This window comes from Mycoplana sp. MJR14 (genome assembly GCF_029210525.1).
GTDB lineage: Bacteria > Pseudomonadota > Alphaproteobacteria > Rhizobiales > Rhizobiaceae > Mycoplana.
Genome location: NZ_JARGEO010000002.1, coordinates 462,452 through 484,859 on the forward strand (window position 1 = coordinate 462,452; position 22,408 = coordinate 484,859).

General features: G+C 67.6%; 25 protein-coding genes. 9 read left to right on the forward strand and 16 right to left on the reverse strand.

The window, feature by feature from the left end:
• Positions 1-233: 233 nt before the first annotated feature.
• Positions 234-638, forward strand: a complete 405-nt coding sequence (locus P0086_RS06490; protein ID WP_112600337.1) for a hypothetical protein — start codon at positions 234-236, stop codon at positions 636-638.
• Between the two features lie 86 nt (positions 639-724).
• Entirely contained in the window at positions 725-979 is a 255-nt protein-coding gene (locus P0086_RS06495) for a hypothetical protein (RefSeq protein WP_112600338.1), read from the forward strand.
• 18 nt (positions 980-997) lie between these two features.
• On the opposite strand, the gene ppdK is transcribed toward P0086_RS06495, so the two are convergent.
• The 7 genes from ppdK to P0086_RS06530 all read right to left on the reverse strand — a co-directional run bounded on the left by ppdK (position 998) and on the right by P0086_RS06530 (position 10,224).
• Positions 998-3,670 carry a pyruvate, phosphate dikinase gene (gene ppdK, locus P0086_RS06500; protein ID WP_275783729.1) on the reverse strand — a complete coding sequence of 891 codons (2,673 nt, stop codon included), beginning with the start codon at positions 3,668-3,670 and terminating at the stop codon, positions 998-1,000.
• A gap of 201 nt (positions 3,671-3,871) precedes the next feature.
• Positions 3,872-4,018, reverse strand: a complete 147-nt coding sequence (locus P0086_RS06505; protein ID WP_275783731.1) for a hypothetical protein — start codon at positions 4,016-4,018, stop codon at positions 3,872-3,874.
• A 70-nt stretch (positions 4,019-4,088) separates the two neighbouring features.
• Positions 4,089-4,424, reverse strand: coding sequence for a type II toxin-antitoxin system RelE/ParE family toxin (locus tag P0086_RS06510; protein ID WP_345799308.1), 336 nt, complete (start codon positions 4,422-4,424; stop codon positions 4,089-4,091).
• Entirely contained in the window at positions 4,391-4,621 is a 231-nt protein-coding gene (locus P0086_RS06515; protein WP_275783734.1) for a type II toxin-antitoxin system ParD family antitoxin, read from the reverse strand. Before P0086_RS06515 ends, P0086_RS06510 begins: the two co-directional genes overlap by 34 nt.
• 70 nt (positions 4,622-4,691) lie before the next feature.
• Positions 4,692-8,156 (reverse strand): chromosome segregation SMC family protein, encoded by a 3,465-nt coding sequence (locus P0086_RS06520; protein WP_275783737.1) that lies wholly within the window; start codon positions 8,154-8,156, stop codon positions 4,692-4,694.
• A gap of 231 nt (positions 8,157-8,387) precedes the next feature.
• Positions 8,388-9,227 carry a DsbA family protein gene (locus P0086_RS06525; RefSeq protein ID WP_275783740.1) on the reverse strand — a complete coding sequence of 280 codons (840 nt, stop codon included), beginning with the start codon at positions 9,225-9,227 and terminating at the stop codon, positions 8,388-8,390.
• A 478-nt stretch (positions 9,228-9,705) separates the two neighbouring features.
• Complete coding sequence (locus P0086_RS06530; RefSeq protein ID WP_275783743.1) at positions 9,706-10,224, reverse strand: DUF721 domain-containing protein; 519 nt, start codon at positions 10,222-10,224, stop codon at positions 9,706-9,708.
• A gap of 105 nt (positions 10,225-10,329) precedes the next feature.
• Here P0086_RS06530 and mutY point away from each other — a divergent pair, with 105 nt between their 5' ends.
• Positions 10,330-11,457: an A/G-specific adenine glycosylase gene (mutY, locus tag P0086_RS06535; protein ID WP_275783746.1), complete on the forward strand. Its 1,128-nt coding sequence runs from the start codon at positions 10,330-10,332 to the stop codon at positions 11,455-11,457.
• On the forward strand, positions 11,454-12,068 hold the full coding sequence (locus tag P0086_RS06540) for an HAD family phosphatase (protein WP_112606156.1): 615 nt from the start codon (positions 11,454-11,456) through the stop codon (positions 12,066-12,068). Before mutY ends, P0086_RS06540 begins: the two co-directional genes overlap by 4 nt.
• Before the next feature lie 308 nt (positions 12,069-12,376).
• Here P0086_RS06540 and P0086_RS06545 read toward each other — a convergent pair whose 3' ends face one another.
• On the reverse strand, positions 12,377-12,568 hold the full coding sequence (locus P0086_RS06545) for a hypothetical protein (protein ID WP_112593443.1): 192 nt from the start codon (positions 12,566-12,568) through the stop codon (positions 12,377-12,379).
• Positions 12,569-12,874: 306 nt separating this feature from the next.
• Positions 12,875-14,005, reverse strand: a complete 1,131-nt coding sequence (locus P0086_RS06550; RefSeq protein WP_112593444.1) for a site-specific DNA-methyltransferase — start codon at positions 14,003-14,005, stop codon at positions 12,875-12,877.
• Between the two features lie 149 nt (positions 14,006-14,154).
• Here P0086_RS06550 and P0086_RS06555 point away from each other — a divergent pair, with 149 nt between their 5' ends.
• Together P0086_RS06555 and P0086_RS06560 are read left to right on the forward strand one after the other, a co-directional pair.
• The gene (locus P0086_RS06555) at positions 14,155-14,451 is read left to right on the forward strand and encodes a nucleotidyltransferase domain-containing protein (RefSeq protein ID WP_148189035.1); all 297 of its coding nucleotides are present in this window, start codon (positions 14,155-14,157) and stop codon (positions 14,449-14,451) included.
• Positions 14,451-14,801 (forward strand): HepT-like ribonuclease domain-containing protein, encoded by a 351-nt coding sequence (locus P0086_RS06560; protein ID WP_275783753.1) that lies wholly within the window; start codon positions 14,451-14,453, stop codon positions 14,799-14,801. Before P0086_RS06555 ends, P0086_RS06560 begins: the two co-directional genes overlap by 1 nt.
• Positions 14,802-14,809: 8 nt before the next feature.
• Here P0086_RS06560 and P0086_RS06565 read toward each other — a convergent pair whose 3' ends face one another.
• Both P0086_RS06565 and P0086_RS06570 read right to left on the reverse strand, forming a co-directional pair.
• Positions 14,810-15,160, reverse strand: a complete 351-nt coding sequence (locus P0086_RS06565) for an antibiotic biosynthesis monooxygenase (RefSeq protein WP_112593447.1) — start codon at positions 15,158-15,160, stop codon at positions 14,810-14,812.
• Positions 15,157-15,486 (reverse strand): NIPSNAP family protein, encoded by a 330-nt coding sequence (locus P0086_RS06570; protein ID WP_275783756.1) that lies wholly within the window; start codon positions 15,484-15,486, stop codon positions 15,157-15,159. Before P0086_RS06570 ends, P0086_RS06565 begins: the two co-directional genes overlap by 4 nt.
• Positions 15,487-15,561: 75 nt before the next feature.
• On the opposite strand from P0086_RS06570, the gene P0086_RS06575 reads away from it, so the two are divergent.
• Positions 15,562-16,254 (forward strand): metalloregulator ArsR/SmtB family transcription factor, encoded by a 693-nt coding sequence (locus tag P0086_RS06575; protein ID WP_148151765.1) that lies wholly within the window; start codon positions 15,562-15,564, stop codon positions 16,252-16,254.
• 108 nt (positions 16,255-16,362) lie between these two features.
• Here P0086_RS06575 and P0086_RS06580 read toward each other — a convergent pair whose 3' ends face one another.
• The 3 genes from P0086_RS06580 to P0086_RS06590 form a co-directional block, all read right to left on the reverse strand.
• Positions 16,363-16,806, reverse strand: a complete 444-nt coding sequence (locus P0086_RS06580) for a DUF1284 domain-containing protein (protein ID WP_275783760.1) — start codon at positions 16,804-16,806, stop codon at positions 16,363-16,365.
• 24 nt (positions 16,807-16,830) lie between these two features.
• The gene (locus tag P0086_RS06585; RefSeq protein ID WP_275783763.1) at positions 16,831-17,418 is read right to left on the reverse strand and encodes a biotin transporter BioY; all 588 of its coding nucleotides are present in this window, start codon (positions 17,416-17,418) and stop codon (positions 16,831-16,833) included.
• A 213-nt stretch (positions 17,419-17,631) separates the two neighbouring features.
• Positions 17,632-18,300, reverse strand: a complete 669-nt coding sequence (locus P0086_RS06590) for a GntR family transcriptional regulator (RefSeq protein ID WP_112593451.1) — start codon at positions 18,298-18,300, stop codon at positions 17,632-17,634.
• 168 nt (positions 18,301-18,468) lie between these two features.
• Here P0086_RS06590 and P0086_RS06595 point away from each other — a divergent pair, with 168 nt between their 5' ends.
• A complete protein-coding gene (locus P0086_RS06595) occupies positions 18,469-19,158 on the forward strand; it encodes an HAD family hydrolase (RefSeq protein WP_112593452.1) in 690 nt (229 codons plus the stop codon).
• An 84-nt stretch (positions 19,159-19,242) separates the two neighbouring features.
• On the opposite strand, the gene P0086_RS06600 is transcribed toward P0086_RS06595, so the two are convergent.
• Both P0086_RS06600 and P0086_RS06605 read right to left on the reverse strand, forming a co-directional pair.
• Complete coding sequence (locus tag P0086_RS06600; protein ID WP_345799303.1) at positions 19,243-19,770, reverse strand: GNAT family N-acetyltransferase; 528 nt, start codon at positions 19,768-19,770, stop codon at positions 19,243-19,245.
• 261 nt (positions 19,771-20,031) lie between these two features.
• Entirely contained in the window at positions 20,032-20,580 is a 549-nt protein-coding gene (locus P0086_RS06605; RefSeq protein ID WP_112593454.1) for a hypothetical protein, read from the reverse strand.
• Between the two features lie 430 nt (positions 20,581-21,010).
• On the opposite strand from P0086_RS06605, the gene thrC reads away from it, so the two are divergent.
• On the forward strand, positions 21,011-22,408 hold the full coding sequence (thrC, locus tag P0086_RS06610; RefSeq protein WP_275783770.1) for a threonine synthase: 1,398 nt from the start codon (positions 21,011-21,013) through the stop codon (positions 22,406-22,408).

Consider the following 22,408-nt stretch of genomic DNA (forward strand, 5'->3'; position numbering starts at 1 on the left):
CTCCGCCGAAGTTCTGCCGCAGCATCGCATCGTCGAACCGGCGATCCACGCAGTTTTGCCGCCGACAGTGATGAAGCGGCGGCGGCGTTTCGTCAATGCGGCCGCCGCACTCATAAGTGGAACACGACGCCAGGGCCCGGTTTAGCCTTGTGTGCCGCAAAAATGACACGCTCCTTAACGATTTTTCCGATGGGGACAAATCAATCGGGCGAACAACAGGGAGAGGTTTACCGATGTTGCAGACACCGACGACCGTTCAGGCGCAGCCGCTGGCGCTGCCGCCGCCTTCCGGCGATCCGGCCCCCGACCTCGAGCTCGTGGAACTGGAGCTGTCGCTCGACGGCGTTGCGGCGGATGAGGACGGTTTCTCCGATGCGGTCCGCCGCGCCGCAGGCGCGCTCGGCGGCGAGTTCCTGTTCGACCTCCCCGCTTCCGGCCTTGCCGCCGATTGCCGGCGCATTGCCGCCTTGCGCATTCCCGAGGCGAACGGCGACGGGTTGAAGATCGTCTTCGCGCTTCTGGACGACGGCGGCACCGGCATCCGCGTCGAGGATCCGAGCGAGGAAACCAGCGACCTGAAGAACTTCGCCCACTCCTTCGTCGGCGTGCTGGAACGCATGCAGCGATCGCTGCAGTAGCCGCTCCGCACAACCTTGCAGCCGCCGGCGCGGCGCCTATATTGCCTTCATGACAACGGCGGTCATCCGCCGCCATGGAGGTCCGAATGCGTGCGCCCATCCTTGTTTCGGTGGCTGCGGCAGCCGGACTGCTTGCGGGCTGCCAGACGATAACCCCCGAGCAGCGGCGCGCCGCCGACGAGAGGCAATGCCTCGACTACGGCTTCCGGCGCGGCACCAACGCCTTCGCCACCTGCCTGCAGCGCATCGACCTCAACCGCGACGCCGACCGCCGCGCCTTCCTCTATGGCGACGGGTATGGCCCCGGGCCTTATCGCAACTGGTACGGACCCGGCTGGTAGGCGGGCCGCCGCCGGCGGTCAGCGGCCGCCGCGTCCGGTGAAGGCCGCCTGGGCGGCTGCGAGGCGGGCGATCGGCACGCGGAAGGGCGAGCAGGAGACGTAGTCGAGACCGGCCTCCTCGCAGAAGCGGATCGAAGCCGGGTCGCCGCCATGCTCGCCGCAGATGCCGAGCTTGAGGTCGTTGCGGGTGCGCCTGCCGCGCTCTGCGGCGATCTGGATCAGTTCCCCCACCCCGTCGAAATCGAGCTGGACGAAGGGATCGCGCTCGACGATGCCCTTCTGCAGGTAGGTGGTGAGGAACTGCGAGGCGTCGTCGCGCGAGATCCCGAAGGTGGTCTGCGTCAGGTCGTTGGTGCCGAAGGAGAAGAACTCGGCCGATTCGGCGATGACATGGGCGCGCAGGGCGGCGCGGGGCAGCTCGATCATCGTGCCGACCAGGTATTCGATCGCGACACCGCCCTCGGCGATGACCTCCCTGGCGACCGCCTCGATCCGCGCCTTGACGTAGTCGAGCTCCGACTTCAGGCCGACGAGCGGCACCATGATCTCGGGCACGACCGCAGCGCCAGTCTCCTTCGCCGCCTGGCAGGCGGCCTCGAAGATCGCGCGCGCCTGCATCTCGGCGATCTCCGGATAGGAGATGGCGAGCCGGCAGCCGCGGTGGCCGAGCATCGGGTTGAACTCGTGCAGCGCATCGACGCGCTGGCGCAGTTCCGCCGGATCGAAGCCCAGATGGGCTGCGACTTCGGCGATCTCCTCGTCGGTCTTCGGCAGAAACTCGTGCAGCGGCGGGTCGAGCAGGCGGATGGTGACGGGCAGGCCGTGCATGATCTCGAACAGCTCGACGAAGTCCGACCGCTGCATCGGCAGGAGCTTGGCGAGGGCCGCGCGCCGCCCGGCCTCGTCGCCGGCGAGGATCATCTCGCGCATGACGTTGATGCGCCCGTCCTCGAAGAACATGTGCTCGGTGCGGCAGAGGCCGATCCCCTCGGCGCCGAAGGAGCGCGCGGCGCGGGCATCGGCCGGCGTTTCGGCATTGGTGCGCACCTTCATCCGCCGCGTCTGGTCGGCCCATTCCATGATGCGGCCGAAATCGCCGGAAAGCTCCGGCTGCAGCATCGGGATCGCCCCCTTCAGCACCTGGCCCGAACCGCCGTCGATGGTGATGACGTCGCCCTTCCTCAGCGTCGTCCCCTGCGCGATCAGGAGTTCGTTGCGCAGGTCGACGCGCAGGGTGCCGGCGCCGGAGACGCAAGGAGTGCCCATGCCGCGGGCAACGACGGCCGCATGGCTCGTCATGCCGCCGCGGGTGGTGAGGATGCCCTCGGCGGCGTGCATGCCGTGGATATCCTCCGGGCTCGTCTCGACGCGGACGAGGATCACCTTGCGGCCCTCGTCCTGCGCGTGGACGGCCTCCTCGGAGGTGAAGACGATCTCGCCGGTGGCCGCGCCCGGCGAGGCCGGCAGGCCGGCGCCGATCACCTCGCGGCGCGCGCGCGGATCGATCGTCGGATGCAGGAGCTGGTCGAGCGAGGTCGGGTCGATGCGGGCGACGGCCTCCTCCCGGCTGATCAGCCCCTCCTCGGCCATGTCGACCGCCATCTTCAGCGCCGCCTTGGCGGTGCGCTTGCCGGAGCGCGTCTGCAGCATCCACAGCTTGCCGCGCTCGATGGTGAACTCCAGGTCCTGCATGTCGCGATAGTGGCGCTCGAGCGTCGCGCAGATGTCGGTGAACTCGGCAAACGCCTCCGGCATCAGCTTTTCCAGCGAGGGCCGGTCCGAGCCGGAAGCGATGCGGGCGCACTCGGTGATGTTCTGCGGCGTGCGGATGCCGGCGACGACATCCTCGCCCTGGGCGTTGACCAGGAACTCGCCATAGAGCGCGTTCTCGCCGGTCGAGGGGTTGCGAGTGAAGGCGACGCCGGTTGCGGACGAATTGCCGAGGTTGCCGAACACCATGGCCTGGACGTTGACGGCCGTGCCCCATTCGGCGGGAATGTTGTGGAGGGTGCGATAGGTGACGGCGCGGGCGTTCATCCAGCTGGAAAAGACCGCGCCGATCGCGCCCCAGAGCTGGACCTCGGGGTCCTGGGGGAAGCTTTCTCCCAGCTCGTCCTCGATCGTTTCCTTGTAGCGGGCGATGACGTGCTGCCATTCGACGGCGGAGAGCTCGGTATCCTGCTCATGACCGAAGCGGGCCTTCTCGTCCTCCAGAATCTCCTCGAAGACCTCGTGGTCCAGCCCCATGACGACGTCGGCATACATCTGGATGAAGCGGCGGTAGCTGTCCCAGGCGAAGCGGGCGTCGCCGGCATCGTGGCCGAGCGCCTGAACAGTATCGTCGTTCAGGCCGAGATTGAGGACGGTGTCCATCATGCCGGGCATGGAGGCGCGGGCGCCGGAGCGGACGGAGAGAAGCAGCGGCCGCTCGTTGTGGCCGAATGTGCGGCCGGTGACCTCCTCCATCTTCCGCAGGCCGGCGCGGACCTCGTCCTTCAGGCTGTCGGGAATGGTCCTGCCGTTCTCATAGTAGTGGGTACAGGCGGCGGTGACGATGGTAAGGCCGGGCGGCACGGGCAGGCCGAGATTGCACATCTCGGCGAGATTGGCGCCCTTCCCTCCCAGGAGGTCGCGGTCGGCGGCGCTCCCCTCGGCGCTTCCCCCACCGAAGGCATAGACCCACTTCTGCATTGCTGTTCTCCACCCGAAACAGTCTATTGTGACAGATTTACAGCATATGGCACAGGTTGGGAACGGAGCGGAAGGGAGAAAATGCTGCGACGCACAATGGACGCGACCGGCGACGGCGGCGGCCGTCGCGCGGAGCCGCCCGCCGCGCGATCAACGCCCCGCCGCCCCGGCGGCCGGCCGGCTGCGACGGGCGAAGGAGGCTCAGTTTTCCTGGACCGAAAGTCCGTCCTTGCCGATCTGGATCTCGACCCCGTCCGGCTTCTGCTCCTCCTGATAGGCGTAATAGGAGAAGCCTGCGACGACCACGATGAGCGCGCCGATGATCATGTAAAGTGCGTTTCTCGACATCAATGTCCCCTTCCTTCCCGGCCATGGCGGCCGGCGCGGAAGAGAATGCGGAAGTCGGGGAATGGTTCCGTCAGGGCGAAGAAAGCAAGGAGCGGACGCTCTGGCGGCCATGGAGAACGCGAATGACCATGATGCCGTCCCCTGAAGGCACGTAGAAGACGACATGTTCCCGATAGGGAAAGCTTCGCAGCTCCGGAGACAGGTCCCGGCGCAGCCGGCCGCTCGCCGGATTGGCCGACAGCAGGCCGAGAAGCTCATACAAACCGCCCACATAGGCCACGGCCTGATCATCGCCCCAGGTCTTCAGCGTATAGGACAGGATGGCGTCGACATCCGCCGTCGCGCTGTCGGTGAACTGGAAGGACGCAACGCTCAGGAGACGTTGGACCTTGCGCGTGCCAGAAATTCCGCTGCCGTGATGGCGCGGTGGCGTCCGTTGGCCATGTCGTCCAGCCCCTTGCCGATTTCCTCGCGCAGGCGGCCTAAATAGGCCTCATGCAGACGAAGCGCATCGTTGACGACGGCACTGGCATCGCCAAAGCGGCCGCTTTCGACTTCGTCGTCGATATACTGCTGAAGGTCCTTGCTGATCGACAGGTTCATCCGGCATCTCCGTATCGAGCGAAACGTACCATGTTCCGGAAGCATCCGAAAGGAGCGCCTGCTCCCCCGCCTACACCGCCTCGCGCAGTTGCTCCGCCGTCTGCAGGTCGACGGAGACGAGCTGGGAGACGCCCTGCTCGGCCATGGTGACGCCGAACAGGCGGTTCATGCGGGCCATGGTGATCGGGTTGTGGGTGATGATGACGAAGCGGGTCTCGGTGGAGGCGGCCATCTCGTCCATCAGGTTGCAGTAGCGCTCGACATTGTGGTCGTCGAGCGGCGCGTCGACCTCGTCGAGGACGCAGATCGGCGCCGGATTGGTGAGGAAGACGGCGAAGATCAGCGCCATCGCCGTCAGCGCCTGCTCGCCGCCGGAGAGCAGCGTCATCGTCTGCGGCTTCTTGCCGGGCGGGCGGGCGAGGATCTCCAGCCCCGCATCGAGCGGGTCGTCGCTCTCGATCAGCTGCAGCTCGGCCGTGCCGCCGCCGAAGAGATGGGTGAAGAGGCGCTGGAACTGGGCGTTGACCACGTCGAAGGCGGCCAGCAGCCGTTCGCGGCCCTCGCGGTTCAGGCTCTGGATCGCCGAGCGCAGCTTGCGGATCGCCTCGATGATGTCCTCGCGCTCGGTGACGATCGCCTGCAGCTTCTCCGACAGCTCCTTCTGCTCCTCCTCGGCGCGCAGGTTCACCGCCCCCAGCCGTTCGCGCTCGACCTTCAGGCGGTCGAGTTCCAGCTCGGTGTCGCGCGGATCGGGCAGCGGCCGGTCGGCTTGATGCTCGGCGAGCTTCAGCGCCTCGTGCGGGGCGCAATGCAGCGCCGCACGGATGCGCGCCTCGCCGTCGAGGCGGCGTTCGCGGGCGGACACCAGTCGCTCCTCGGTGCGGCCGCGCTGCTCGCGGGATTCGGCAAGCTGCGAGAGCGCGGTCGCGGCGATCCGGTCGGCCTCGCGCTGGGCGTTTTCGGCCTCCTGCAACTGGTCGGCCGCCGCGCGGCGGGCCTCCTCGGCGCGGGCGAGCTCGCTCATCAGCGACCGGCGCCTCTCGTCGATCTCTTCCGGCGCCTCGGCGATGCGCTCCGCCTCCTCCTGCGCCTCGGCCTGGCGATCGCGCAGCTGGGCGATGTGGCGCTCGGCATTGGCGGCGCGGCTGTGCCAGGTCTCCCGCTCGCCGGCGATCGCCGCCAGCCGGCGCTGGCGTTCGGCCATCTCGCGGGCCAGGCCGTCATGGAAGGCGCGCGCCTCGGCAAGGGCTGCGCGGTCGGTGGCGACGCTCGCGGCCTGCTGCGACAGCCGCAGGTCGAGCGCTGCGACGTCGGGCGCATCCTCCAGCGCTGCCCGCGCTTCCTCCAGCCGGTCGCCTGCCTCCTCGAGCTGCGCTTCGAGCTGCGCCCTGGTCTCGCCCAGCACGGCGCGGCGGCGGATCAGCTCGCCGGAGGCGCGTTCGGCGGCGTCCAGCGCCTCGCGCGCTTCCGCAAGCTTTCGAACGGCCAGCCGCTGCGCCTCGCGGGCGTCCTGCTGGACCTGCGTGGCGACGCGGATCGCCGCACCGGCATCGGCGAGCCTCGCCTCGGCCTGCGCAAGCGCGGCGCGCGCCGCCTCCAGTTCGCCCTCCAGTTCACCCAGCCGGTTCTTCTGCGCCAGCCGCAATGCGGCCGCACTCGGCGCGTCGGCGCCGGTGACATGGCCGTCCCAGCGGAACACCGCGCCCTCGCGCGTCACCAGCCGCTGGCCGGGCGCCAGGCTTGCCAGGAGCGAGAGCGCACGAGCCTCGTCCGCCACGACGCCGATCTGGCGCAGGCGACGGGTCAAGACGTCCGGGGCACGGACATGGGACAGAAGCGGCACCGCTCCATCGGGAAGCGACGCATCGGCCGCGCCGTCTCCGGCATAGCGCCAGTGGGCGGCGGCGGCGGTATCGGCGGGCGAATCCAGGTCGTCGCCCAGCGCTGCGCCGAGCGCCGTCTCGAAGCCCTTGTCGACCTGCACGTCCTCGACCACCGGCGAGAACGAGCCGCCGGCGGCACCCGCCTCCAGCATCCGCCGGATCGTGCGCATCTCGGTCTCGATGGCGTTGACGTTTCCGCGAGCGGCGTCGACGGGGCCGCGCGCGTCGACTTCGGTCGCGCGCGCCTCCTCCAGCGCCTCCTCGGCCTCGGCCAGCCGCTCGCCGGCCTCCTCCAGCGCCGCCTCGGCCGACTGCACCTCGGCACGCTTCTGCTCGGGATCCGGCAGGGCGGCGATGCGCTCGTCGATGGCGGCAATCTCCGCCTTCAGGCCGGTGAACTGCTGGGCGAGCCGCGCCTGCCGGTCGGCAAGGTCGCGGATCGTCCTTTCCAGCTGGTTGCGGGCGGCCTGCGCCTCGGCGCGCTCGGCGGTGATCTCGGAGAGTACGCGCTCGCTGCCCGACAGGCGCTCGGCCGCCTCGTCCATGGCCTCGCGCGCGGCGGCGGCGCGGTCGTCGGCCTCGCCCAGGATCTCGCCGATCTCCTGTTCCTCCGCCGCAAGCCGCTCCAGAACCGCGGCATTGTCCCTGACCATCGCCTCCTCGCGGGCGATGTCCTCGGCGAGCTGGGTCAGCCGCCGGGCCAGCTCGTCGCGGCGGCGCAGCAGGCGGCCGGCGTCCTCTTCCAGCTGCGCGCGGGCGATCTGCAGGCGCTGCAGCGCGGCTGCGAGCTTCGCCTCGTTCTCGCGCAGTTCCGGCAGCTTGAGGCTCGCTATCGCCTGCGCCTTCGCCGCCTCCATCTGCGCCTGCGCGCGCTCGGCTACGAGCGAGGTCGCCTGGTTCAGCTGGCTTTCCGCCTCGCCCTCGGCCTCCTTCGCCTGCGCCCAGCGGATGTGCAGCAGCATCGCCTCGTGCTTGCGGATGTCGGCCGACAGCATCTTGAAGCGGTTGGCCTGGCGCGACTGGCGCTTGAGACTGTCGATCTGGCTCTCGAGCTGCGAGGTGACGTCGTCGAGGCGCTCGAGGTTGGTTTCGGCGGCGCGCAGGCGCAGCTCGGCCTCGTGGCGGCGCGAATGCAGGCCGGAGATGCCGGCGGCTTCTTCCAGCAACTGGCGGCGCGCCTGCGGCTTTGCCTGGATCAGCTCGCCGATCCGCCCCTGCCCGACCATCGACGGCGAGCGGGCGCCTGTGGAGGCATCGGCGAAGAGAAGTTGCACGTCCTTGGCGCGCGCCTCCTTGCCGTTGATGCGGTAGACCGAGCCCTGCTCGCGCTCGATGCGGCGGGAGACCTGGATCTCGTCGGCATCGTTGAAGGCGGCGGGAGCGGTGCGGTCGAAATTGTCGAGGTAGAGGCCGACCTCGGCGGTGTTGCGCGCCGGGCGGTTGCCGGAACCGGAGAAGATCACGTCGTCCATGCCGGACGCGCGCATGTTCTTGTAGGAGTTCTCCCCCATCACCCAGCGCAGCGCCTCGACGAGGTTCGACTTGCCGCAGCCGTTCGGCCCGACGACGCCGGTCAGCCCGCGCTCGATGACGAATTCGGTCGGTTCGACGAAGGTCTTGAAGCCCTGCAGGCGAAGCTTGGTAAACTTCATCGGCGGCACGCGGGGGCGATGTCGCCCCCCTCTGCCCTGCCGGGCATCTCCCCCTCAAGGGGGGAGATCGGTCGCGTCGGCTGCCGGAGCCTTCCGTCCGGCATCGAAATCGGCGCGACGAGAGCCGTGCGCCGTTTCCGGTCTGCGGGATCGACAAGTCGGCGCGAAGGTCGGCCCGGCCGAGCAAACACGCCGACGTGCCCGCCATCCGCGGCCTGGCCGCGGCCGGGATCAGAGCTTGCTGTCGATGAGGGCCGACATGACGTCAACCGACATTTCTCCGGAATAGCGCTGGCCGTTGACGATGAAAGTCGGCGTGGCCGCGATGCCGAATTCCTTGGCACCGCGCTCGCGGACCGCGTTCACATCATCGAGAAGTTTCTGGTTCGTCAAGCAGGCTTCGAAGCTCTGTTGTGTAAAACCGGCCAGCTTGGACATCTGCAGCAGCGCTTCGCGGCCGTTTTCCGCGGCAGCCCACTGTTCCTGCTGCTTGAACAGCATGGAGACCATCGGGAAATACTGCTCGGGCGGAGCGCAGCGCGCCAGCATGAAGGCGGCCGCCGCGCGCGGGTCGAAGGGGAACTCGCGGACGATGAAGCGCACCTTGCCGCTGTCGACATACTTGGCCTTGATCGCGTCGAAGGTCTCGTTGTGGAAACGGGCGCAATGCGGGCAGGTCATCGACATGTATTCGACGATCGTCACCGGGGCGTTGGCCTCGCCGACCGCCATCTCCGGCAGCGGGCCGGGCTCGAGCACCTTGGCCATGTCGACGTCGCCCTCGGACGGCGGAACTTCCACGCGGGCCGGCGTGGACGGGGTCGTGCCGGCCGAAGGCGCGGCCTGGGCGACCTCGCTCGTCGCAGCCGGCGCTGCAGCGGTCGTCGCCGTGGCATCGGCACCGGCGGCCGGAGCGGCCGGCGTCGCAGTGCTTTCGGTGGTCGCCTGGTTCTCCGGAGCCGCGGCGGTCTCCTTCTTCTCCTCGCTGCAGGCGACGAGCGTTGCCGCCAGTGCCGCAACGGCGACGCCGCCCAGAAGACGCTTGAACGGGCTCATTTCGGAAAGGGACATGGTCTCTCCTATGGGGGACAAGTAAAAATGCTTCGATCGCCGGGATATACCGGCTTCCTGTCGCGAACAAGCTGCGCCAACACCATGACCTTCAAAGAATTGTGACCTTGTGATGTTGTGCCGCAGGTCCGCCGGTGCGTGGTGCGCCCGGCAGGATGCCCGCCTCCCTCGAGCAATGGCTTCGCGCTCCCACGGCGCTTGCCCGGTGGTGGCTTCGGCCCCTGGTCAGTTGGCGCTATCCGCCACCCCGCGGCGGCGGCGGCCCCTCACCCTAACCCTCTCCCCGCAGGCGGGGAGAGGGGACGCGTTCTGCGTTGTGCAAAGAGCAAGGCAGGGCGTCGCCGCAATCGTCCTTCTCCCCGCCTGCGGGGAGAAGGTGCCGGCAGGCGGATGAGGGGCAGCAACCCGCGAACAATTCCGGCGCAGCAGTTCCGGGCAACGACACGAAGCCCGCGGCATTGGAAATGCCGGTGGCGGCTCAGCGCCGTCGCTCGCCCTTGCGGCCGAGAACGGCGGTGCCGAGGCGCTTCAGCGCCGCCTTCAGCGCGTCGCCCTCGATGCCCTCCACCAGATCGTCCAGATGGCGTGCCGCCTCGCCGGTCAAAGGCCGCGGCCCGCGGCGGCGCCGTGCGGGCGGCGTCACCGGCTTCTGCACGATCCGCACCTGGCGGATCGCCGGGAAGCCGAAAAAGCCGTTGATGCGCTGGATCAGTTCGCCCTGCTGGTGCGACAGGAACAGCGCGCGCGAGCCCTCGCAGGCGATCGTGAGCGTGCCGGGCTGGTGGCCGCCGTCCTCGCCGGCCATCTCGGAGACCCGCCGCGGCCAGGCGATCTTCTCCGGCCGGCTGCACTCCGCGAAGGCACTGCCGGCGATCTCGTCCCAGGAGCCGAGCAGCATGGTGTTGATGCCGGCGCGCTTGGCCAGGACCGGATCGATCAGGTCGTTGGCGACCTCGCTGATCTGCTGGGCGCCCTTTCGGGGGGATCGGGAATTCACGGCAGGCACTCCAGCGGAAAATATTCCTCGGCAGGCGAAATTTGCCTTGAAGAAACGGCGTTGCTTCGCCAGTTATACGCTTCCTTACCGCGTCCAGGCAAACCGATGACGAAAACGCCCGCCGCAGCAGAGAAGACCAGCCAGATCGTCGCCTGGTACGACCGGCATCATCGCGACCTGCCCTGGCGCGTCTCGCCGCCGATGGCCGCCCGCGGCATCCGGCCCGATCCCTACCGCGTGTGGCTCTCCGAAGTGATGCTGCAGCAGACGACGGTGCAGGCGGTGAAATCCTATTTCGCGCTGTTCACCTCGAAATGGCCGACGGTGACCGATCTCGCCGAGGCCGAGACCGAGGCGGTGATGAAGGCCTGGGCCGGTCTCGGCTACTATGCGCGGGCGCGCAACCTGAAGAAATGCGCCGAGACCGTGGCCTTCCAGCACGGCGGGCGGTTTCCCGACACCGAGGACGGGCTGAAGGCGTTGCCCGGCATCGGCGACTATACGGCGGCCGCGATCGCGGCCATCGCCTTCGACCGGCCGGCGGCGGTGCTCGACGGCAATGTCGAGCGCGTTATCTCCAGGCTGTATGCGCTCGACGCCCCCCTGCCCGGCGCCAAGCCGCTGATGCGCGGGCTGGTTGCCGAAATGACGCCCTCCGAACGGCCGGGCGACTTCGCGCAAGCCATGATGGATCTCGGCGCCACGATCTGTACGCCCCGGCGGCCCGCCTGCGCGCTCTGTCCGGTGAACGGGTCCTGCGTCGCGCTTGCGAGCGACGACCCGGAGCGCTTTCCGGTGAAGGCGGGCAGGAAGGAGAGGCCGGTGCGGCTCGGGGCCGCCTTCGTGGCGGTCGACGAGACCGGCGCGGTGTTCCTGCGCAAGCGGCCCGGCCACGGGCTTCTGGGCGGCATGACCGAGGTGCCGAACACCGACTGGACGGCCCGGCAGGACGGCGCCACCGGCAGCGAGGCAGCTCCTTTCGCCGCCGCCTGGCGCGACTGCGGCACCGTCGTCCACGTCTTCACCCATTTCGAATTGCGCCTCACGGTCTTCCGTTCCAGGGTCAGCCGCGCGATCGCTGCGGGGCAGAGCACGGGGCCGGGCTGGTGGGAGCCGGAGGAAACCCTTGCGGGCGAGGCGCTGCCGAGCGTCATGAAGAAGGCAATCAAGCAGGCTATGCCGGAGGCCTTCCGGCCGCGGCCCCGTATACTGGAAAAGGTGAGCACCCCATGACCATCGAAATCCGTCACATCGTCTTCGACATCGGCCGGGTGCTGATCCACTACGACCCCCACATCCCCTTCAGCCGGCTGATCCCGGACGATGCGGAGCGCAACTGGTTCTTCGCCAATGTCTGCACGCACGACTGGAACCTGGAGCAGGACCGCGGCCGGAGCTGGGAGGACGCCGAGGCGCTGCTGATCACCGACTATCCGGATCACGCCGAGAACATCCGCGCCTTCCGCAAGCACTGGCATGAGATGGTCTCGCACGCCTATGTCGAGAGCGTCGCGATCATGGAGACGCTGGTGGCCGATGGCCGCGACGTCACCATGCTGACCAACTTCGCAGCCGATACGTTCAAGGAGGCGCGCAAGCTCTATCCCTTCCTCGACCTGCCGCGCGGCGTCACGGTCTCGGGAGAGATCGGCCTGATCAAGCCGGAGCTCGCCATCTACGAGAGGCATGCGCGCGACTTCGGCCTGGAGCCCGGGCACACCCTCTTCATCGACGATGCCGAGAAGAACGTCGAAGGGGCGCGGGCGGCCGGCTGGAACGCCGTGCACTTCAAGGATGCCGAGAAACTGAAGAGCGATCTCGCCGCGCACGGCATCACGCTCTGAGGCCGTCCGGAGACGGAAAAACGCCCGGAGCCGTCGCCGGTCCCGGGCGTTTTCGCCTTTCCGGGACTGAAGGTACGAAACCGGAAAGACGTAAACTCTGATGTCTGCTGCCGACCTTAGACGGGGATGGTTAACCGCCGCTGAAGATCGACCGCCTCAAAGAGGCGAATCCGTGAATATTCGCAACGACTTACTTTGTTCGTTCGACGGCGGTCCGAGCTGAGCTACGTACCGCATCGGAAGCACTGGAAGAGGATGGGGAGAAAGACGCGCGACCGGCGTCCTGAAGAAGATGTCGCCGCTGAATTTCAGCAGCGGGAGCGGTTGTTCGGACGAACGATGTTCATCTGCAGTTCGTGGGCGGAGGCATAGCGGCCGAGGATCTTGATCAGCCTTTGCTCTTCCCTCCGGCTGACGCCGGCCTTGCGGCAGTATTCAGAAACCTCCCAGACACGTTTGGCTTGCTCCGGATCGAGGTTGCCGATTTCGATATGCCTCATGATCGCCTCCCGCTTAACACGTTATGAATGCAATCCGACGCCCCAGGTTCCACCTGCTTTTCAAGTAATGTTGGCGGCCTTCCTTCCTCCCTGCATGTGCGAGGGGCATTGTGCCCACACAGTCGAGGGTTTGTCCATGTTTACCCTTCGGCGAAAGCGCCGAAAGGGTTCGCGCAGACGAAACGCCGCAGCCGTCATGAGCTGAAATTCCCCACGCAACCCGGGGGCAGAAGTGCCGCGACCTCCGACGCAGGGAACGCCGAAGGCCGCGACGGAGGTATCTCCCGCAAGACCCGCGTTCGCGGCTCAGCCTTCGAGTCTGGCCATGTCGCTGCGAACGACGGAGCGCAGCGCGTCGATCGGCTTCAGCTCGCTGCCTTCGGCATAGTGCCAGAAGGTCCAGCCGTTGCAGGCGTCGAGCCCCTGCACCTTCGCGCCGACGCGGTGGATCGAGCCGGCATCGGCGCCGGACGCGATGGTGCCGTCGGCGCGGACGACGGCGCTGTGGCGCCGCCTTGCATCGGTCAGCACCGTGCCGGGGGCGATCATGCCGCTCTCGACCAGCGTGTTGAAGGCGACGCGCGGCTCGGCCTTCTTGCCGGTCATCACCGTAAGCGTCTGGTTGCCGAGCGGCACGACCGCATTGATGCGGGCGAGCGCGGCGTCGATATAGTCCTGCTCGCGCTCGATGCCGACGAAATGACGGCCGAGGCGCTTGGCGACGGCACCGGTCGTGCCGGAACCGAAGAAGGGATCGAGCACGACGTCGCCGGGCTTCGTCGAAGCCATGATGACGCGGGCAAGCAGCGCCTCCGGCTTCTGGGTCGGGTGGATCTTCTTGCCGTCGGCGTCCTTCAGCCGCTCGCCGCCCGAGCAGATCGGGAACAGCCAGTCGGAGCGCATCTGCACGTCGTCGTTGGCCGCCTTCATGGCGTCGTAGTTGAAGGTGTAGCCCTTGGCCTTGGGATCGCGGCTCGCCCAGATCATCGTCTCGTGCGCGTTCTGGAAGCGGCGGCCCTTGAAGTTCGGCATCGGATTGGTCTTGCGCCAGACGACGTCGTTGAGGATCCAGAAGTTGAGGTCCTGCAGCGTGGCGCCGACGCGGAAGATGTTGTGGTAGGAGCCGATCACCCAGATCGTGCCGTTCGGCTTGAGCACGCGGCGGCAGGCGAGCAGCCAGGCGCGGGTGAAGGCGTCATAGGCCTCGAAGGAGGCGAACTGGTCCCATTCGTCGTCGACGGCGTCGACGAGGCTCTGGTCCGGCCGGTGCAGCGTGCCGCCGAGCTGGAGGTTGTAGGGCGGATCGGCGAAGATCACGTCGACCGACTGGTCCGGCAGGGCATCGAGGGCTGCGACGCAGTCACCCCGGATGATCGTGTCCAGCCAGCCATTGGGACGGACCGAACGGGCTTCGGCAAGCGAAAGAACATGGGACATGGAATACTCGCTGATACGCTTACTCGGATGACGAACGTCTTGGCCCTTATGGTTACCGAAGATGGTTACCGAAGGGTGAAGGCAGAGAGCGCGGCATGCGAAATATTCGCCGCATGGAAATGCGGCCGCCGATGCGGTAGAACTGCGCCATGACGAGGAACGAGGCGATCGAGCGGCTGATGCAGAACGAGGACGCGATCCGCGCCCTCGGCGCGACCTCGCTCTATCTCTTCGGCTCGGTGGCCCGCGACGAGGCGGGCGGGGAAAGCGACGTCGATCTGTTCATCGACTATGATCTTGAGCGGCGGTTCTCCCTCGTCGATCTCGCCAGCATCAAGCTTTTCCTAGAGGACGCGCTTGCGGCCGAGGTGGATGTGACGACGCGCGACAGCCTGCATCCGAGGCTGAAGGACAAGATCGAAACCTCGGCGATACGTATCTTCTGATGGCGCGCGATATCGACGTGATCCTGACCGAGATGCTGGAGACGATCGCCCTGATCGAGACCGCGCTCGCAGGAAAGACGCGCGAGGATTTCGGTCAGGACGACATCCTCCGGCTCGCGGTCCAGCGCGCCATCGAGATCATTTCCGAAGCCAGCCGGCACCTTCCCGACACCCTGCTCCGACAGGCGCCGGACATTCCCTGGCGGTCCATCCGCGGCATGGGCAATATCCTGCGCCACGAATACCACCGCGTTGCCGACGACGTGATCTGGAACGTCGCGGCAGGTGACCTGCCTGCGCTCAGGACGGCACTCCTCGCGCTTCGGGCATCGGTCGGCAGCACGCGGTAGCGCGTCCCTCACGCCGCATCATGGACCGTCCGGCTGTCGCCCGGCGCTTCGTCGCGCTCGAACATGCCGTAGTCGCGCAGAACGGAGACGACCCGGAGGCGGTAGTCGGCGAAGACGCCGTTGCGACCGGCCTTCTGGGCGGCGCGGTGCTCGGCGCCGTTCCGCCAGGCGGCGACCGCCGCCTCGTCGCGCCAGAACGACAGGGAAAGGATCTTGCCCGGCACCGACAGGCTCTGGAAGCGCTCGATCGAGACGAAACCGTCGATCTCGTTGAGCTGTGCGCCCAGCCGGGCGGCCAGGTTGAGATAGACGTCGCGGCGCCCCGGCGCCGGCGCGACCTCGAAGATGACGGCGATCATGGCTGCACCCGTTCCGCATGCGGCAGGGAGACGTTCTTCAAGAAGATGCGGTCCTCCTTCAGGATGAAGCGCTCGCTCCGGGCGAAGGCGTAGTTCTCCGCCCCCAGCGGATCGGCGGCGAGCCTTGCCCGGTAGGCCTCGTAGGCGGCGAGGCTATCGATGGAATAGACGCCGTAGGCCGTCGTCGCCGAACCCTCGTGCGGGGCGAAATAGCCGATCAGTTCGGCACCGCATCGCGGGATCGCCCGGCCCCAGGTGCGGGCATAGGCGGCGAATTCCTCGCGCTTGAACGGGTCGATCTCGTAGCGGATGAAGCAGGTGATCATCATGTCTTCCTCAGGTTTCCGATGTTTACAGGATCGCATATTGCCGGGCAGCGATGCTTCGACTATGATCGAACTATGAAAGAAGGACCGGACATTGCCCAGATCGGCGCCCTGATCGGCGATCCCGCCCGCGCGAACATGCTGACGGCGCTGATGGGCGGACAGGCGCTGACGGCGACGGAGCTCGCGGGCGCCGCCGGCATCACGCTGTCGACGGCGAGTTCGCACCTGGCGAAGCTGGAGGCGGGCGGCCTCGTCGGTCAGCGCAAGCAGGGGCGGCACCGCTATTTCACGCTCGCCGACGACGAGGTCGGGTTGCTGCTCGAGGGGCTGATGGGCTTTGCCGCCCACCGCGGCTACCTGCGGGCGCGACCCGGCCCGAAGGATCCGGCGCTGCGCAAGGCGCGGGTCTGCTACAACCATCTCGCTGGCGACTTCGGCGTGCGCATGCTCGACCGGCTGGTGGCCGACGGGCATGTCGCGGTCGACGGCGACGAGGCGAGACTGACCGAGGAAGGCGCGGCGAAGATGGCTGCGATCGGCATCGACGTCGCGGGCCTGCGCGGCCAGCGGCGGCCGGTCTGCCGGACCTGCCTCGACTGGAGCGAGCGGCGCTCGCATCTGTCCGGTTCGCTCGGCGAGGCGCTGCTTGCCCGCTTCATCGAGACCGGCTGGGCGCGGCGCAGCGAGGACAGCCGGGCGATCCATTTCACGCCGAAGGGCGAGCGGCAGTTCCTCGAAATCTTCCCCCTGCCGGAGCGCATCTGAGCGGATCGCCCGGCGCCAAAAGCTGAATCGAATTCGCGTTCTAGGCCGCGACCCTCAGATTTCGATTCGCCTTCCTGCGATAGCGCGTGAAGCGGCGGCAGCACAACTTTAACGGCTGCCGCCCGCAAGGGGCGCCTTGCCGACGAGGATCCCCGGAAAGCCGTGCGCGGCGACGCGCGAACAGAGCTCGCTCCACTCGCAGCCGCCGCAGGCCGCTCGCAGTTCGCCGCTACCGAAGGCGGCGCGCAGCCGCTCCAGCAGCGCTTCGTCCGGCACGATCAGCGTGCCGGCTTCGACGGCTGTGCCGGTCAGGGCGGCGACCGCCACAGCCGCCTGCCGGTCGCGCGCGGCGACGCTCTCCTCGCGGCAATGGGGGTCGCCATCCAGAAGCGGCGCGCAGATGTCGTCCGGCCCCTCGACGACCTCAATCGTCTCGCCCGCCGAAAGCCGTCGGGCGACCTGCCTGTAGTTCTCGACGAAGGCGGGGCTGTAGCCCTTCCCGACGAAGGTCAGCATGCAGAGCAGGTGGTGGGCGCGGAGCCGGACGGTCATGGTGTCGCTGTCACGCGCGGCCGGTCACGGCAGCTCGGCTGCGGGCCGCGGTGCTGCGGCCTTCAGCAGGGCTGCTGCGAGCGCCGACTTCAACAGCGCGCCGAGCACGAAGGGGACGACGCCCAGCATCATCGCCTTCTCCAGGCCGATCAGCGTCGCGAGCCATGCGCCGCCCAGCGCCAGGCAGAAAATGTTGGCGGCGAAATGCGCCGCAAAGCTCTGAACGAGCCGCGTGCCCGTCCAGCCGCGCTCGGCCAGCCAGCCGACCATCGTCGCCATCAGCGGGAAGGAGACGAGGTAGCCGGCGGTCGGCCCGGCGAAATGGGCGACGCCCCCTGCCCCGCCGGCCAGCACCGGCAGGCCGGCCATGCCCTCGGCAAGCCAGGCGAGCACGGTGAGCGTGCCGAGCCGCCAGCCATAGAGCGCGCCGATCATGGTGACGGCGAAGGTCTGCATCGTGATCGGCACCGGCACCATCGGGACGCTGATGCGCGAGGCGAGCGCCAGCGCCAGCGTGCCGGCCAGCACGAAGACGATGCGCATCGGCAGGGAACGCGCACCGAGGCGCAAGGGATCGAAGCCGGTCGGTCCGGCGGCGGCGAGTTGGAACATCAAAATCCTCCTGACGAGCGTCATAGATATCCGGAATAATTATCTATAATTTTGAAACTAGGAGGATTCCGAACGAGGCGTCAAGCTACCACGGCCGGCCGCCCGCGTCGGCTCTGCACGCAAAGCGAGTGACAACCGCTGGAATTCCAGCGCTTCACCGATCATCAAAATTATAGATAATTCACAGCGACGCGGCACAACCGCCGACCGGCGTCACCCGACGATGGAGAAGATCTCGCGGGTCTCGCCGGTGGCGTTGCGCACGGGCGTGCGGCCGATCCACTGGACGTGGCGCCCGAGGATCGAGACCGCCTCCTCGGCGTTGCCGCTCCTGAGTGCGGCCAGGATCGCGCGATGATCGTGGTCGGTGCGGGGCTGCCAGCTCGATTGCCAGGCGGAAAACAGGAAGCGGGCGCTGGCGGCGTGCAGGTCGTCGATCGCGGCCAGCAGGCGCGGCATGGCGCAGGGCTCGAGGATCAGGCGGTGGAAGGCCCGGTTGGCCGCCTCCCAGGCGCGCACGTCGGTCGCCGCGTCCGCCGCCGTCGTCGCCGCCGCCGCCCGCTCGAGGATGGCGGGCGTCATGTTCGGCACGGCGTGGCGCAGCGCCAGCACTTCGAGGGCCGCGCGCATCTCCGCCACCTCGCGCACCTCGGCGAGATCGAAGGCTGCGACGCGCACGCCGCGGCGCGGCTCGCTGACGGCGAGGCCCTGCGCCTCGAGCCGCCGGAACGCCTCGCGGACGGGCACGTGGCTGGCGCCGAATTCCTCGGCCAGATGGTCCTGGCGCAGGCGTGCGCCGGGCGGCAGGGCGCCCGAGATGATGCGCTCGGCGAGAACGCGGCTGATGCGGCTTGCGATCGTGTCGTCTTGGCTGTTCGTCATGCTCTACTGATAGAAGGCCCGGGGAACGCTGTCGAGCGCATCGACGCATGCGGGGGCCGGCCGCCGATGTTGAGCTTTCGGGCGGCATCGTATAAATGCCTCGCAGTTCCCATTTGCGCCGCATCGCGGTCGCGCCGGCTTCGTGCCCCTCCCGATAGGACAGCTTCCATGGAAGGTTTCGACCTCATCATTTTCGATTGCGACGGCGTTCTCGTCGATTCCGAGATCATCGCGGCGGAGGTCGAATCCCGCCTTCTGACCGAGGCCGGCTACCCGATCGGCGTCGAGGAGATGGGCGAGCGCTTCGCGGGCATGACCTGGCACAACATCCTGCTTGCGATCGAGCGCGAGGCCTCGATCCCGCTGTCGGCGACGCTGCTCGACAAGTCGGAGAAACTGCTCGACGCCCGGCTGGCCAAGGAAGTGAAGGTCATCGAGGGCGTGAAGTTCGCCCTGTCGCGGCTGCGCCGCCCCTACTGCATCTGCTCCAACTCCGCCTCGCACCGGCTCGACCTGATGCTGACGCGGGTCGGCCTGAAGGAGGTGTTCGCGCCGCACATCTATTCGGCCAAGGACCTCGGCCCCGACCGGGTGAAGCCCAAGCCGGACATCTTCCTGCACGGTGCGGCCCAGTTCGGCGCCGATCCGGCGCGCACGCTGGTCATCGAGGATTCGGTGCACGGCATCCAGGGCGCACGCGCCGCCGGCATGCGCGTCGTCGGCTTCACCGGCGCCTCGCATACCTACCCCTCGCATGCCGACCGGCTGACGGACGCCGGCGCCGAGACGGTGATCTCGCGCATGAGCGACCTGCCCGGCGTGGTCGCGGCGCTGGCGGAGTGGCAGGAGGCGATGTGAGAGGCGAGCGGGACCGGCAGCAAGAATGACGGCAGTCGGCAACAAAAGCCGCCAGCCCCAGAGCGGCATCCCGGGACGACGGAACTACCCTGCCCGCACGGCCAGTAGAGCTTCCATGAAGATGAGATGGTTGCGCAATTCAGGCGGCGCTTCATAGTAGGGAGCGATCTCCCGGAAACCGAGAGAGCGGTAGAGGCTAAGTGCCTCATCGTGGTTGCGTCCGGTATCCAGCCGCATTGTGGCGTAACCCCGCTCGGCAGCCACGCGCATGATGGTCTCGGCGAGCCTGCGACCCAGCCCCAGGCCTCGCCCGTCGGGGCTGACGAACATGCGCTTCATCTCGCAGGTCCGTCCGTCGATCCGCTGCATCATCACGCAGCCGACGCCCGTTCCATTCAGTCGGGCGACTAGGATCTCCCCCTCTGGAGCCGCGTGAATCCGCGGCAAGCTGTCCAGCAGTGAAGCCCATTGTTCCGGGGTGTAGTAGCGGTCGACGAACCAGGCATTCTCGCCATAGCGCGAGCGGCACCAGTCGAGGAAGCCATTGCACAAGGCCCTGATGGCAGGGAAGTCGTCAGGGCCTGCCGGACCGATCTCGGCGTTCTGTCCCATCTCTGCACCCCGCTGACGAGTTCTGCATCGCCAAGCGGAGATTCCTTCCCGGCGGACGCCGAAAAAGAGGCCGCGATCGAGGCAGATCAAACAATCTCCCGCCGGGATTTCGAATTGCTCCCGCCCGGCGCCAGGCCCAACTGAAAAGAACTGTAGTCCAGATGGGACTTGCCGACAATCGGGCAGCAGCCGTCGGTCGACCTGCCACCCGGCAAGCTCCGATGCACGCCTATCTGACGATCTGCTACGCCGCTTGCCGCCTCACTGCGTATTGTACGGCCCCTCGTCGAAGCCGACATAGATCTTGGAGAAGCCACCGGCGCCGCCGGGCAGGACGACGTTGGCGTCGGTGAAGACGTATTGCGCGGTGCCTTCCGGCGGAACCGTCACGCTGAACTTGGCAAGGTTCGAATAGAGCGTCTTGTCGCCGTCGGTGGCGGCGACGCGGATCGGCAGGGTGACGGTGCCGGATGCGCCGGCGGGACCGGAGACGACGCGGCCCTGCGCCATGACGGTGACCGTCAGGTTGCTCTCGCTCTGGACGCACTGGCGCGTGGTGGCCGACAGCGTCGCCTGGTAGAGCAGCTTCTCCGGATCGTCCTTGGCGCCGCGGGCATAGGCCCGGTGCACGGCGGTGCCTTCGCGCAGGTAGACCTGCGGGCAGGCCCCCTGGATGACGGCCGGCTGCTGCGAGGCCTGCTGGCCGGTGCCGGAGGCGACGCCCATTTCGCCGGGCTTGTCGGTCTGGCTGCAGCCTGCGGCGATGGCGAGTAGAGAAATGCCGAGAAGGCGGCGCGTCTTGGAAATCACGTGTGTCTCACCCCTGCATTCGGACTTGTGGCGCCCGCTTCAACTCATAAAAAACGGGCCTTTCTCGACCCTCGCGGATGCTCTATAGCAGCGGTGCGGCAAAAAATCGATTGTCCAAAACCGACCTTCCACTTTTTGCTGTACCGGCCCGCCCGGCAGGATTCCGTTTCAGGGAAACCGGCCGACGAGGGGTCTCGGACGGTCGGCTTTGCCACGGTCCGCCGCAACGGGAACCGCGCGACCCGCCCGGTTCGGATATGCCTAGCTGGGCGCGGCAGATGCCGCGACCGAACAGAAGGACGTTTCGTGACCGCCGCCTTGCGCCGCCCGGCATCGCCGCCTGCCCTTTCCGCGCTCCATGTCCGCGCTCCGGTCCAGCGTTCGGGGCGCCGGCTCGTCTCCAGCCCCGCTCACTTTCAGGGATGATCACGTGAAGTATGTTTCGACGCGGGGCGAAGCCCCCAACCTCGGTTTCTGCGATGCGCTGCTGGCCGGGCTCGCCAGCGACGGCGGACTCTATGTGCCGAAGGAATGGCCCTCGTTCTCGAAGAAGCAGATCCGGGCGATGCGCGGCATGACCTACCAGGAGGTCGCCTTCGCCGTGCTGTCGCCCTTCGTCGGCGGCGAGATCGCCGAGCCGACGCTGAAGGCGATGATCGCCGAGGCCTACGCCACCTTCCGCCATCCGGCGGTGGCGCCGCTGGTGCAGACGGGCGCCAACGACTTCATCCTCGAGCTCTTCCACGGCACCACGCTCGCCTTCAAGGACGTGGCGATGCAGCTTCTGGGCCGGCTGATGGACCATGTGCTGGCCGAGCGCGGCGAGCGCGCGACGATCGTCGGCGCCACCTCGGGCGACACCGGCGGGGCGGCAATCGACGCCTTTGCCGGACGCGAGCGGACCGACATCTTCATCCTGTTTCCGCATGAGAAGGTCTCGCCGGTGCAGCAGCGGCAGATGACCACCTCGCGCGCGGCCAACGTGCATGCGATCGCGGTCAGGGGCAACTTCGACGACTGCCAGAACCTCGTCAAGGCGATGTTCAACGACCGGGCCTTCCGCGAGAAGATGCAGCTTTCCGGCGTCAACTCGATCAACTGGGCGCGCATCATGGCCCAGATCGTCTACTATTTCACGAGCGCGATCGCCCTCGGCGCACCGGACCGGAAGGTCTCGTTCACGGTGCCGACCGGCAATTTCGGCGACATCTTCGCCGGCTTCGTCGCCAAGCGCATGGGCCTGCCGATCGACCGGCTGGTGATCGCCACCAACGACAACGACATCCTGGCGCGCGCGCTCAAGACCGGCCGTTACGAGATGCGCGGCGTCGTCGCCACCACCTCGCCGTCGATGGACATCCAGATCTCCTCGAACTTCGAACGGCTGCTGTTCGAGGCCTATGGCCGCGATGCGGCGGCGATCCGCACGCTGATGGAGGGGCTGAAGCAGTCCGGCGCCTTTGCGATCGGCGACAAGGCGCTGAAGGCCATCCGCAAGGAATTCCGCGCCGGCCGCGCCACACAGAAGCAGGTCGCCAAGACGGTCGCCGAAACGCTGGAAAAGACGGGCTACCTGCTCGACCCGCACACGGCCACCGGCGTGTTCGTCGCTGCGAAAAACGCCCGCCCGGCGAGCCCGATGGTGACGCTCGCCACCGCCCATCCGGCGAAATTCCCCGCCGCGGTAAAATCCGCCAGCGGTATTGACCCGGCGCTTCCGTCGTGGCTTGCTGACATGATGCAAAGGGAGGAGCGGTTCGAAATCCTGGATCCGGAACTGGATACCGTTGAAGCCTTCATCGGCAGATACTCCCGAATTCGGGGTTAG

Bases quoted from the DNA above. Each gene is read 5' to 3' on its own strand.
- mutY (WP_275783746.1), top strand. From the start codon at position 10,330: ATGACGAAAACGCCCGCCGCAGCAGAGAAGACCAGCCAGATCGTCGCC.
- P0086_RS06570 (WP_275783756.1), bottom strand. From the start codon at position 15,486: ATGATCACCTGCTTCATCCGCTACGAGATCGACCCGTTCAAGCGCGAG.
- P0086_RS06590 (WP_112593451.1), bottom strand. From the start codon at position 18,300: ATGACGAACAGCCAAGACGACACGATCGCAAGCCGCATCAGCCGCGTT.
- P0086_RS06580 (WP_275783760.1), bottom strand. From the start codon at position 16,806: ATGACCGTCCGGCTCCGCGCCCACCACCTGCTCTGCATGCTGACCTTC.
- P0086_RS06525 (WP_275783740.1), bottom strand. From the start codon at position 9,227: ATGTCCCTTTCCGAAATGAGCCCGTTCAAGCGTCTTCTGGGCGGCGTC.
- P0086_RS06565 (WP_112593447.1), bottom strand. From the start codon at position 15,160: ATGATCGCCGTCATCTTCGAGGTCGCGCCGGCGCCGGGGCGCCGCGAC.
- P0086_RS06600 (WP_345799303.1), bottom strand. From the start codon at position 19,770: ATGGGACAGAACGCCGAGATCGGTCCGGCAGGCCCTGACGACTTCCCT.
- P0086_RS06505 (WP_275783731.1), bottom strand. From the start codon at position 4,018: ATGTCGAGAAACGCACTTTACATGATCATCGGCGCGCTCATCGTGGTC.
- P0086_RS06515 (WP_275783734.1), bottom strand. From the start codon at position 4,621: ATGAACCTGTCGATCAGCAAGGACCTTCAGCAGTATATCGACGACGAA.
- ppdK (WP_275783729.1), bottom strand. From the start codon at position 3,670: ATGCAGAAGTGGGTCTATGCCTTCGGTGGGGGAAGCGCCGAGGGGAGC.
- P0086_RS06575 (WP_148151765.1), top strand. From the start codon at position 15,562: ATGAAAGAAGGACCGGACATTGCCCAGATCGGCGCCCTGATCGGCGAT.
- P0086_RS06520 (WP_275783737.1), bottom strand. From the start codon at position 8,156: ATGAAGTTTACCAAGCTTCGCCTGCAGGGCTTCAAGACCTTCGTCGAA.
- P0086_RS06595 (WP_112593452.1), top strand. From the start codon at position 18,469: ATGGAAGGTTTCGACCTCATCATTTTCGATTGCGACGGCGTTCTCGTC.
- P0086_RS06550 (WP_112593444.1), bottom strand. From the start codon at position 14,005: ATGTCCCATGTTCTTTCGCTTGCCGAAGCCCGTTCGGTCCGTCCCAAT.
- P0086_RS06495 (WP_112600338.1), top strand. From the start codon at position 725: ATGCGTGCGCCCATCCTTGTTTCGGTGGCTGCGGCAGCCGGACTGCTT.
- P0086_RS06560 (WP_275783753.1), top strand. From the start codon at position 14,451: ATGGCGCGCGATATCGACGTGATCCTGACCGAGATGCTGGAGACGATC.
- P0086_RS06540 (WP_112606156.1), top strand. From the start codon at position 11,454: ATGACCATCGAAATCCGTCACATCGTCTTCGACATCGGCCGGGTGCTG.
- P0086_RS06555 (WP_148189035.1), top strand. From the start codon at position 14,155: ATGACGAGGAACGAGGCGATCGAGCGGCTGATGCAGAACGAGGACGCG.
- P0086_RS06490 (WP_112600337.1), top strand. From the start codon at position 234: ATGTTGCAGACACCGACGACCGTTCAGGCGCAGCCGCTGGCGCTGCCG.
- P0086_RS06585 (WP_275783763.1), bottom strand. From the start codon at position 17,418: ATGTTCCAACTCGCCGCCGCCGGACCGACCGGCTTCGATCCCTTGCGC.
- P0086_RS06545 (WP_112593443.1), bottom strand. From the start codon at position 12,568: ATGAGGCATATCGAAATCGGCAACCTCGATCCGGAGCAAGCCAAACGT.